General features: G+C 39.2%; 6 protein-coding genes and 6 pseudogenes. 6 read left to right on the forward strand and 6 right to left on the reverse strand.

Annotated features, from left to right (window positions below):
- Positions 1–315 (forward strand): annotated as a pseudogene (locus CWO08_RS23265) (NADH-dependent alcohol dehydrogenase); the annotation flags it as partial.
- A gap of 234 nt (positions 316–549) precedes the next feature.
- A pseudogene (locus CWO08_RS23270) lies at positions 550–792 on the forward strand (ATP-binding cassette domain-containing protein); the annotation flags it as partial.
- Between the two features lie 362 nt (positions 793–1154).
- Here the strand turns inward: CWO08_RS23270 and CWO08_RS23275 are convergent.
- Positions 1155–2279, reverse strand: coding sequence for a hypothetical protein (locus CWO08_RS23275; protein ID WP_108021204.1), 1125 nt, complete (start codon positions 2277–2279; stop codon positions 1155–1157).
- 681 nt (positions 2280–2960) lie between these two features.
- Positions 2961–3295: pseudogene (locus CWO08_RS23280) on the reverse strand (SDR family oxidoreductase); the annotation flags it as partial.
- 79 nt (positions 3296–3374) lie between these two features.
- Here CWO08_RS23280 and CWO08_RS23285 point away from each other — a divergent pair.
- Positions 3375–3593: pseudogene (locus CWO08_RS23285) on the forward strand (transposase); the annotation flags it as partial.
- A 52-nt stretch (positions 3594–3645) separates the two neighbouring features.
- Here the strand turns inward: CWO08_RS23285 and CWO08_RS23290 are convergent.
- The 3 genes from CWO08_RS23290 to CWO08_RS23300 all read right to left on the reverse strand — a co-directional run bounded on the left by CWO08_RS23290 (position 3646) and on the right by CWO08_RS23300 (position 7989).
- On the reverse strand, positions 3646–5622 hold the full coding sequence (locus CWO08_RS23290; protein WP_108021205.1) for a hypothetical protein: 1977 nt from the start codon (positions 5620–5622) through the stop codon (positions 3646–3648).
- Complete coding sequence (locus CWO08_RS23295; RefSeq protein ID WP_065113584.1) at positions 5619–6635, reverse strand: OmpA family protein; 1017 nt, start codon at positions 6633–6635, stop codon at positions 5619–5621. The genes CWO08_RS23290 and CWO08_RS23295 overlap by 4 nt, the downstream gene beginning before the upstream one ends.
- Positions 6636–7041: 406 nt before the next feature.
- Positions 7042–7989, reverse strand: a complete 948-nt coding sequence (locus CWO08_RS23300; protein ID WP_065113585.1) for an OmpA family protein — start codon at positions 7987–7989, stop codon at positions 7042–7044.
- 117 nt (positions 7990–8106) lie between these two features.
- On the opposite strand from CWO08_RS23300, the pseudogene CWO08_RS23305 reads away from it, so the two are divergent.
- Positions 8107–9008: pseudogene (locus CWO08_RS23305) on the forward strand (IS5 family transposase); the annotation flags it as partial.
- Here CWO08_RS23305 and CWO08_RS23310 read toward each other — a convergent pair.
- Positions 8968–9817: pseudogene (locus CWO08_RS23310) on the reverse strand (transposase). The pseudogenes CWO08_RS23305 and CWO08_RS23310 overlap by 41 nt on opposite strands.
- A gap of 741 nt (positions 9818–10558) precedes the next feature.
- Here CWO08_RS23310 and CWO08_RS23320 point away from each other — a divergent pair.
- Positions 10559–10909 (forward strand): hypothetical protein, encoded by a 351-nt coding sequence (locus tag CWO08_RS23320; protein ID WP_065113588.1) that lies wholly within the window; start codon positions 10559–10561, stop codon positions 10907–10909.
- 354 nt (positions 10910–11263) lie between these two features.
- Positions 11264–11451 (forward strand): ATP-binding cassette domain-containing protein (locus CWO08_RS23325; protein WP_146161781.1); only part of this gene is annotated, 188 nt, incomplete at its 3' end.

The following is an 11451-nucleotide window of genomic DNA, read 5'->3' on the forward strand; positions in this document are numbered from 1 at the left end:
TCACTTGCGATTGTTCAACCTTCACTACTTCGTAACCAAATCGAAGCGAAGCGTTGCAAGCTTGAGCAAATGGGTCGTAACGTATTTGGCCTAGAAGCGGGTGCTGATTTAGCCGAGCGCACAATCGCGGCAATCGAAGCGTTCTACCACAGCCTAGACGTTGCAACTATGTTCGACGGCTACGAAACAAACAAAGAAACAGCGATCGACAATGTTGTCGCTCAACTTGAATCACATGGCTACCTGCAACTTGGCGAAAACCAAGCAATCACGCCAGAGAAGACTCGTGAAATTCTAGAGTCTGCGATTCAATAGCGTTCAAAATTAGAGCAAGGAAAACAAGGTTCTAAGGAAAATCGTCATAATCTAAAAATTTATGCCGTGAAACTGAACCAAATTCTTTGCCCTTGCGTATATCCTCAAGCAGCGTCCAAATCAGGCGCTGCTTTTTATTTGCCCTACAAGATGCTATTAAATTCTCATAAGTCCCTAATTTTATGTGCAATCATATTTCTATATTGGTAAGGTAAACCTGTCTCTTTACTAGGTATGAACAACGATTTGAACAATCTCAAGGAAATGGTTAAGTTTAAGTCACTTAACAAGTGGTATGGTGATTTTCATGCCCTAAAGGATATCGATTTAAATATTGAACAAGGAGAGATAGTGGTGATTTGCGGGCCATCAGGTTCAGGTAAATCAACCTTGATTCGTTGTATCAATCAGCTAGAACCTTTCGAGAGTGGCGAGCTTTCTGTGCTAGAGCAAGCACTTCCGAGCAAGTTCAGCACGTCACGTTCATCCAACCAAAAGAGCACAGCCTTCTGGGAGCTTGGTGATCCCAAGATCTCATGGTAGTTACCTGAAACTATATAGCTAAAATAAGTATTTGAGATAAAGCGTTATAGTTACAACAAACGCTTAACGGCAATGTATAAAGTTTCACGGTTATTAGAGGGAGTAATAAGCTTAAGAAATCACAACACACAGACGGTGAGCTATTAAGTATTTATCGTGATGCATTACGTGTTTATGGTATGTGAAGCTACCGTTCGTATCCTTTAGAACAACGATAATTTCATTTACTTTCTACCTGATAAATAAACAAAAGGTGACCAATTGCGCGGTCACCTTTTATATTCGACTGCTATGTACTATTTAACACAAGTGACTGCAAAAAATTTAGTATCTTGACCTACAATGGACACCTCTCCCTCAGTGGAAGGTTGAGTATTATACAATCTCCCATCAGATGCTCGTAATGCATACCCAATACCACTCCATGGTGAACGTAGCCCCCTCCAACCTAATTCATAGTTAGGTGAAGATAAACCAGCGGGATTTAAACTACCAACAACTAGGTTATTATACGTTGATAAGTTAGTATTAAAGTTACGTAATTCATCAAATGTTGGTAAACGCCACCCCCCGCCATCAACTGGTAGTAAAGAACATAATTGTCTTGCGTTAGCTAAAGAGTAATGAGCAATGGTAACGTTATTCTCCCCAACTGTACTATCAGCAATTACACCGACAAATTCAGATTCTTCCGGTGTTAATGGTCTCATGAATTTAAGACCTGTTGTCATATCTTGATAAACTGTCGCAGGGGCAATGCCTTTCGGTGTGTTATAGCGGTTCACAATCCCACCCCCAACAAAAGTACCGTCGCTAACAGTTAGATATTGACTTGATGAATCATCAGACACTCGACGACAATACTTATTGTAGCTTTTATCAAGATCTTCAACACAAAATTCAATATCCTGACTAACAAGATCATTAGCTAAAAGTGTGAACCCAAGCTTATCTAAATATTCTATTTTATATGTTAACCCTGTACTTTGTGGGTCCTGAATACCAAAACTTGATGTGACTCCCCAACTCGTTTTGATATTATTAGAGTACCCTTGCAAACTAACATTAATATTCTCAAATAGATTAAAGTTACCACTATATTTAATAGATGTTCCAACGATATCTTCACATACTTTGCTACCACTCGCACCATTAACATTCACTGGTGTAACACAATATTGTATTACTTTCCCTGCATCATTATCTTTGATTGTATAATTACAAGGAATTGCAAATGGGTAACAAGTAACACCAGAATCAACACCATCAACGCTCCATGTAACAATAGAGCTACCTTGAGCAAGTCCATCTATACCTGGAATATAAGTATATGTAGCAGGTAATCTAAAACCAGCGACTGGAGAATTTGAGTTATTATTAATTGAAACCGTTGCTGAGGGAGGGAACCCCAAAGGAGGCAAGATAATACCCGCATTATAACAAGCTTCAAGCCCTATTTTTGGTTCACCAGTACTCGCTACAGGTGTAACACAAAAACTAATCGTTTTTCCCTCATCAGTAACGGATGGAGTATAACTATTTATAGAAACACCACCAACGTCAACTCCGTCTAGTTTCCACTTAAATAATGATATACCTTCTAAATCACCATCTATATCTGTATATAAATATGACCCGACAAGATTAGAACCAGATGTATTTGCTTCATATCACGCAGCAGCTTCGCTGTCCTTTCAGTCATGAAAGCGCTTGAAGAGGAATGTTACGAGTGGGATTTGCTCAGTGGTATCTGAAAACCAGAGCATGAAGCTTTTGAAATCGGTCAGGGTAATGGACGAAGCTTCGAGATCATTAGTAAGGCTATAGCGCCTGTGTTTAAGAAGTTTTTTGATGACTAAGAAATCATGGTTATGTAGTTGGACGACTACAAAGTCGCTTGGTGTTCACGTGCTAGTGGTGCTCTGCTCTAAACACTTTATGCCCCTTTATTCATTAGACTAAATAATCTACACAATTCAGGTGGCGTACGTTTTCCCTATTAAAAGTTATCCGAACTCAGCAAGCCTCAAAAGAAATACCGCATTATCTATCCACAAAATACGGCTAATCACCCGTATAAAAAGCGTTATGCCTATCTCTAATAGGTCTATGATGCGACACCTTATGGATAGTTTGCTTATAGCAACTCCTGGAGATAGACTTCGAATAAATTTAAGTGCTTTTGCTAGGTCTTGTGTTTCAATTTTAAATTAATTATCAATACGTTCATCATTAGTCATATCGGTATCTACAACGCTAGGGCATAAACAGTAAACCTTTCTGCAAAAGGAAGAAGTTCGTGATAAAGCGATTGGCTATAACTAACAATTGCAGCTTTCGTCGCTGAATATTCTGCAACCTTAGGGACTGGCGCCAAACCAGCAGTAGAGCCAAAGTTATATATTTCCCCGTAGCCTTGCTGTTTCATTTTCTCCGCAGAAGTAGCCCCAAATTTTCGGACATTACTTTAAGTGACTGTTCTGTTTTGATAGTAGCCAGAGTGACGGGAACAGATTATGACTAAAAAACGTAGAAACCACTCTCCTGAATTTAAAGCTAATGTGACACTTACTACCGCTAAAGGTGATAAAACTGTCGCGAAGTTGACGCAGAAGTACAACTTGTACGCTAACCAGATCTCCACTTGGAAAAAAGAGCTGCTCGACAATACTGCTATGCTCTTTGCCTCTGATAGCCACTTAGGCAAAGAGCATATCAGCTGGGTCCATCAATTAAGAAATTAGTTTATATGTCCAACCATTAGGATCCACTTCTGTTTTTCATTAATTATAGAGAAGATTCAAGTAATATATCATCATCCGCGCGTAACTCATTTGTTATATCATCAGGAGTTGTCGGATCACCGCCAGCTGCACTCCAGCCCCACACCACTACAGAACCGTCTTTTTTAATCGCTATAAAAGACGACCAGCCAGCTTTAATATCTACTACGTCAACAGATACTTGAGAGGCAATAGCATCATACTCTGCTTTATTTGCACCCCATGCGAGTACTTTTCCACTATTAGTAAGCGCTGCGAAGTTTCGTCCATTAGGCGAAGCATAGAGAGCATTAACATCTACCAACTGAGCAGATATATCTCCGGGGATTGTGCCTCCAGTATTACCACCCCAAGCGACTACAGTATTATCATTTTTTATTGCAGCAAAAGCTTGGTCGTTACCGACGACGGACTTAATGTTGGTTAGTACACCACCGTTACCACCCCTAGTACTATTTCCCCAAGTGACCACAGTTCCATCAGACTTGAGTGCAGCAAAGGCGGATTGAGTGGCAGATAAAGATATAACGCCAGACTGAAGGTTGGCTGTTACATCTACAGGAATTGTGGTGGTACCTCCTGTGTTTTCAACTCCCCAAGTGACGACTTTTCCGGACGATTTTCGCGCTGCGAAAGCACTACCAGTGGCTGCAATCTGGGAGACGCCTCCTTGCAGGTCGGCTTCCACAGTGGTGAAGTCTACCTGCGGGTTTACATTGTCAACACTACCCCAACTTTTAACATGCCCTTGTGAGTCAATGCCAGCGAACATAGAGTTACTTGTGCGATAGAGTGTCTGAATGTCTGTAGCCACAAGGCCCTCGGCAGGTCCTTCTACACGACAAAAAAAACCTCCCCAAAAAATCACATCACCATTGTCTTTACGAGCAGAGAAACAATAATTGTTACTAACTATTTCTACAACTCCACTATCTAACAGCCCCGACACTCCAGATATGTCTCCCCCAAAGGTAGCTTCACCGTAAGTGACAACAGAGCCGTTAGTTTTCCAAATCGCAACAGCACCAAATGAAGGTGCTATACCTAACGCATTCGATTCTGTTCCAGAGGGAGTGAACCCCCAATAGACAACCGAGTTATCTTTTTTCTTAGCCGCTACTATATTAGACAAATAGAAAGTTGAAACACTCTCAACATTGGTCAAGTCCAGCCCACTTGAACTGGAACCACCCCAAGAAAATGCTACTCCATCATTTCTTAACCCAGCATTTGTTGAACGACCTGTATAAAATTGGTGTACCGAGTCTCTTGAATAAATATTGTATTCTTCCTGTGCACTAGATTGACCACTCTGGCTGTATGTGACTACGGACAATCGAACCTTTTTGTTAACATCAGCATTTTCTATCGTTAACGACTCCGCAGTGGATGATGAATCAGATATCGTAACGCCATTTACATTGATAGTATTACCGTAAATATTGTCTTCGTTCCTATCGACTTGCCATAGAAATGTTGTAAGTGAGCGATTACAGTTATCGCACGTATAATCAGCTGAAACCGTATCCCCCACGATTAACTGACCTATTTTATCAAGTGAAGTAGTAATGGGGCTAGGCTCACTAACTGTTACTGGAAAACTACAAACTTCATCACCAATAAAATTAACGTTACCAAGGGCTATTGGTGTAACACAAAAAACAATATCCTTTCCTACATGTTCATTAACAAGATCAAACGACTCGGATGTTATACTTTGAGTAACATTATCAATTATCCATCTAAATTCACTCGAATTTTCTGGGCGAGCATTTGAATTAGGGTCAAAGTATGTGTAATTACCATATATTGTTTTTCCAGAGAATACGTCGCCTTGAATGTTCACTGACTGCGCTAAAGGTACATTCCAACTTTCTACCGGATGATTAGAACCACCTTGAGACGGTGCTCCGCTGTTCTCTCCACCACAAGCAAAAAGAAAACTTGATAATAACACAATAAAAAAAGCTCTTAATTTCATGGTTTAACCTCAGATGAAAAAGCGGGAGAAATTAATTCAACGCGACGGTTTATTGAACGGCCTTCTAAGGTGTTATTATCCGCAATTGGATCCGTCTCACCTCGGCCTTCGACTTGAATTCGACTCATTTCGATACCATTACTTTCAAAATAATTAGCAACACTTTGCGCTCGTCTCAAAGATAGCCTTTCATTGTATTTCTCTGAGCCTTGGGAGTCGGTATGCCCAACAATGATTAATTTCGATATAGGGTTACTTTTAAGTCTTTCCAAAATTGATGCGAAATTAACTTCTATTTCAGAAGATAGTTGAGCGCTATCAAAAGCAAACAGAGCCTGTCCATTCAACTCATTAAGAGTTACTATTTCAGCTTGAACGATATGCACTGATGGTTCAGGGTCTACAATAGCAGGAGCTTCCTCTTTTGAGCCAAAAGAATAAGTCAAACCAACCGTAAGGAAATTAATATTTGAACCACCTGTATTCTCGCCACCAACGTTATCAAACCATTGATATTCTATCCGTGTTTTTAACTCCTTAGTTAAGCGATACTCAAGGCCAGCGCCAAGCATCAAAGAAAAATCTTCATCTCGCTCTTGAACATCATAATTCAATTCTTCTCCTTTCTTATCGGCCCTCCATGCAAGCCCCCCAACTTTGCCGAATATATTCCAGCTATCATTTAAATAATAATCGGCCTTGACCCCTAACTCGACACCTTGAAATTTTGCACTATAAGGAGCATCAACTGAAGGAGCATCAAGACTTGGGTAAATAGCTTTCGCTTTACCTAAATAATCATATCCACCTTCAATTGAAAGCCAGTCATTTAGTTTATAACCGAGAAAAACACCAGCCCCGATAGCTTCTCTATCACAATCTAAATTGTGTGATTCACAACCATTAGAAAAGTGCGTCCAACCAACTTTACCACCAACATAAACGGTTTCACCCTCAGCATGAGCCGTAAACACAACACCTAAGCCCACAATAAAACACAATATCTTATTCATAATCACTTATTTCAAAAAAAAAACTCTTTACAAGATACCACAAAAATGCAGTCGATAAGAAGACTTTTCAATCGGTTTCGTGGGCTACCAGCGTAAAACAAAAAATTCAGAGAGAATCAAACCACTTGAAATGCTGCTCGTTATAAGCATAGTTTCACATTAGGTAAGAACCAAGCTACTCTTCAGGTTGTACTGAAGTAGAGCTTATAATTCACAACTAAAAACCTACAAAACCACCTCTCACCCTTTGTATCCTTATGATGTTCTTCAATGCTCTACATATTACCCCACCTTTTATGGCAATAATTAACCAGCATTAAAATCCTCGTTTATATAAAAATAGTAAAAAAGGCCACACTGATTAATATAATAGTAGTGGCCTAAGAAATTAAAAGGTTAATAGATATTACTTGAGAATGACCTGTACTGAACGCTCAAGCGGACCATTTTCTTGTGAGCTCAAAGGTTGTTCATTGGAAACACTTGATGTGTTTATACGTGAACTATCAACTCCTTGATTAATCAATAATAAAGCTACACTGTCAGCTCTCTTCTCAGAAATCTTTTTATTAACTTTATCGGAACCAAGCGAATCTGTACGCCCGATAACATTAGCTTTCAAGCTAGGATTATCAAGCATAACTCTAGCCACTTCATTTAAGTTATAGCGCCCATAGTCATTTATCTCAACCTCACCGACTTGATACGGCAAAATATATTCTGTGCGCGATATTCGAGTTTTGATTATCTCTTTTGTTTCGACTATCTCTTTTTCTACTATTTTTTCTTTTTCAAGAACAAGAGGTGTGCTTGGTTGGCCGAATTTATATGTCATCCCCCAATACACTTGATTTAAGTGGAAGTCTTGACCACTTTTCTTTTCTATTTGGTCATAATAATCATATCCAATTTTTGTCGTTACCGAGTTAGTTAACTGGTATTCAAAACCTAAACCAGCAGTACCACTAAAGTTATCATCTTTTATGTTATTCTCACCAGATACATATGTAGCGCCAATTTTCCCAAACATTGAAAAATAATCGGTAAAATAGTAATTACCTTTAATCCCAATCGTGCCTAAATGCAAGTCAGAATTATCTAAATTACTCAAATAATCGTAACTTCCATATACTCCGAAATTACGATTAATATCATAGCCAAGTTCGATCTTTGTGCTTGGAGCCGTGTTTTCTCCATCTTCTATATCCGAACTATCTACAAAGCCAACTCCAAGATTAGCACCTACCCAGATCCCAGATTTATCGTCTAAATGTTTTGTGTCTTCGTTTATGTTTTGAGCGGCAGATGTACCACTCGATAACATAAGGCCTATAGCCACTGCTTGTAACTTCATTATAATCTCCTAAAACATCATGAAACATCATGAAACATTTCCATGATTCGTGAAAATATTAGGTCAACATTGGCGTGGCCCCGTCAAATAAGTGTTTATTTTTAGTTAAATTGCTGTAAAACAACCAACTGGAAGCAATATAGCCAATCACTCTTTAACTGTGGTTCTCTGACCTTTTGGAGTGATGAAGAACAATAAGCGAGTGGGCGCAAAGCAAACAGAATAAGCGCGGGAGGCCGCGTCGGTTCAGTGATTTAGCTATCACGACAACACTCATGGTCAAACGAGTTTTTTCTATGCCATTAAGAGCGCTTCAAGGATTTATCGACTCGATATTTAGGCTAGCCCATGTACCGTTAAGTTGTCCGCATTACACCTGCATCAGTCGTAGAGCCAAGTAAATTAAGGTTTCATTTAAGACTAAAACGAGAGGAGCGATACAACATCTAGCCATTGATGCTAATGGCCTTAAGGTTTATGGCAAAGGTGAATGGAAAGTCAAAAAACACGGGACGGATGGTAAACGTAGAGTCTGGCGAAAGCTTCATATTGCCGTCGATACAAACACTCATGAGATCATTGCCGCCGAGCTAAGTTTATCGACGGTTACAGATGGAGAAGTACTCCCGAACTTACTGAAACAAACACGCCGAAGTATCCTTGAGGTGTCTGGTGATGGCGCTTACGACACGAGAGCGTGTCACGCTGCTATTAAGATTAAGGGAGCCATTGCGCTTATTCCCCCAAGAGAAGGGGTAGCCTTCTGGCAGCCTGGTCACCCTCGAAATCTCGCTGTGGGTTGCCAAAAATTATACGGCTCAAATAAGTATTGGAAAGAGCGGTATGGATACCACAAACGTTCACTCTCAGAAACAGCGATGTATCGAGTTAAACAGTTGCTAGGAGGGAAACTGAGCTTAAGAAATTACAATGCCCAGGTGGGTGAAACTTACGCGATGATAAAAGCGTTGAACAAGCTTACTGGGTTAGGTATGCCTGAAACTTGTCGTATTGATTAAGAAATACGCGAAACGGGTTGGCTCTATCTCTAAATTCAATTACGCAACAAAGCCCCATGCCCTCCTTAAAGTCTCTTTTATTTTTGAAGTAAATATTACTTTTCGTTCATTACCTTCCAGAGCCTCTCGGTTAAATTGAGATTTGCGCTGTAAAGTAGGAGATGATGCAACTCAATATAAAAAACAAATACCGGATCTCTGACTAAATCACTGCGCTGATATCCTGCTCCATCTAAAATGATATAAATGTTGTAGTTAAATAGATAGATATCTCTGAGCTTGCAGACAAAGCGAACAATGCTCTCATTGCTAATACTTTCGAAATCGCTAACAATGATCGAACCAATATTCGACAGGTTCAGCGCACCAACAATATGCAGCCGGCTGTGCTCACCTGTCGTTTCCAGCACTTTATCTTAACCTGTACGTATCAACCATCGCGATTTTCGTCGACAGCGCTAGGTCAAAAGCATCAATGAACGCTTTCCGTTTCGACTCATCAAACTTGAGTGGAACATTTTTCGGTTTCTTTTAGCTAAGGCCAAACGCCTCTTAGGATAGGCAATAATTTGAAGAGTATGAGAGTAAGTCTTCTCAGTCAAATGTGTGAAACGTTGCATTGTTTAAGCGACAAAAAGTTTATTTTGGCTACCACCATTTTCAGGCTGAAGCTTTCTAAAAGAATATAGTAGCCACGATTCCTGAATGCGAAGAACTTAAGGAATCACGGTGCAACTGCAACCTTCAGAAGCAAGCAAAACCTCTTCAATGCGATCGCATATTCGATTATCACGGGTAGAATCACGCATGTGTTTTTGCTGAGAAGTCAGTGTGATTTTTTATATTACTTAGCATGATCCTGATTTCACCGAAAATCAGTCGACTCAATGATCACAGGTATAGCATTATTTTTAGGTTTAAAACCTTACATTAAACACATGTAACACTGATGGTTTCTCAATTGTGAGAAAATCGTGCCCATTGCATGGAATGTTATGTTTCAAGTTTGATTGTTTACTTTAATTGCAGCCTAAGTGAAAATATTGTTAATTCAGGTCGATGGTGAAAATAAAAGTTGATCAAACAAAGAGGTAATTCAGGGTTATGTTTTTCATAAATACTAAAGGCAATTCACTTTCATTAATAATGGCTACCATTAGCCTTTCCGGGTGGGTTACTTCTATGTACTTATACGATAATTTTTTAATGTATCAACTGCGAGTTTCTGAAGGGAAAACAATTAATGCTTACAACATCTTGGATTCTGCTTTTCGGCACTCAATTTCAGAAGATCACATGTATTCTATGGTAACCGATTGGGTCCTAAAGGGCAGCAGTGCTGAAGTTGGGTCTTTAACCACAATATGCAATAGAAACCCTATAATTTTAATGGAGATATCCCCTTCTTTTACAGAATTTTTCATTCTAAAAGTGTGTAGTGTTATTAAATACTAGTACGCGATCGTTTGCGAATTGGCATTCACATCATAAGATGAATTTATTTTAATTTGCCGGACATCAACAACCTAGGGTCAAAAAGGGGGCTCCTTATGAAAACGAAACTTAGTAACGCTGTGTCTATGTGCTTAATGCTTGCTCTTAGCTTATCGGGGTGGGTAACCTCTATTTACATATTCAAAGAAACTAAAAAATATCAGGATGAAGTTCTGGAAGGTAAGTTAATAAATGCTTTCAATATATTAGAGCATTCAATAAAGGATATAAGTTCTGAACATGAGATTTATCAAAAGATTAAAGAGTGGCATCAGCATAAAAAAAGTGCTCAATTGGGCTCACTTAAAACGGTTTGTACCTATGCACCGGAAATGATTGTATTACTATCACCTATATTTTGTGAAAAAACAGCAATACGGGTATGTGATGTTTCTTTTGATCTTTAGGAGTTTTCAATCCAAACCATCAAGTAAAATTTGGAGGTAGTTGGGGAGCTATGCCACTTCAAAAACGCTACAGACCAAGCCTCTAGATACAAATTAGCGTGCGAGCTCATAAAATCGCTAACACTTAAAGAAAGCAAAAGACAGATCGAAACACAAAGGTGAATTGCCTTAAAGAACATTTGAGGCATCAAGCTGAACCAAATTCTTTGCCCTTGCGTATATCCTCAAGCAGCGTCCAAATCAGGCGCTGCTTTTTATTTGCCCTACAAGATGCTATTAAATTCTCATAAGTCCCTAATTTTATGTGCAATCATATTTCTATATTGGTAAGGTAAACCTGTCTCTTTACTAGGTATGAACAACGATTTGAACAATCTCAAGGAAATGGTTAAGTTTAAGTCACTTAACAAGTGGTATGGTGATTTTCATGCCCTAAAGGATATCGATTTAAATATTGAACAAGGAGAGATAGTGGTGATTTGCGGGCCATCAGGTTCAGGTAAATCAACCTTGATTCGTTGTATCAATCAGCTAGAACCTTT

It is taken from the genome of Vibrio sp. 10N.286.48.B8, assembly GCF_003050085.1.
Taxonomy (GTDB): Bacteria; Pseudomonadota; Gammaproteobacteria; order Enterobacterales; family Vibrionaceae; genus Vibrio; species Vibrio crassostreae.

Coding starts and splice junctions, on each gene's coding strand:
- CWO08_RS23295 (WP_065113584.1), bottom strand. CDS start 6,635: ATGAATAAGATATTGTGTTTTATTGTGGGCTTAGGTGTTGTGTTTACG.
- CWO08_RS23300 (WP_065113585.1), bottom strand. CDS start 7,989: ATGAAGTTACAAGCAGTGGCTATAGGCCTTATGTTATCGAGTGGTACA.
- CWO08_RS23320 (WP_065113588.1), top strand. CDS start 10,559: ATGAAAACGAAACTTAGTAACGCTGTGTCTATGTGCTTAATGCTTGCT.
- CWO08_RS23290 (WP_108021205.1), bottom strand. CDS start 5,622: ATGAAATTAAGAGCTTTTTTTATTGTGTTATTATCAAGTTTTCTTTTT.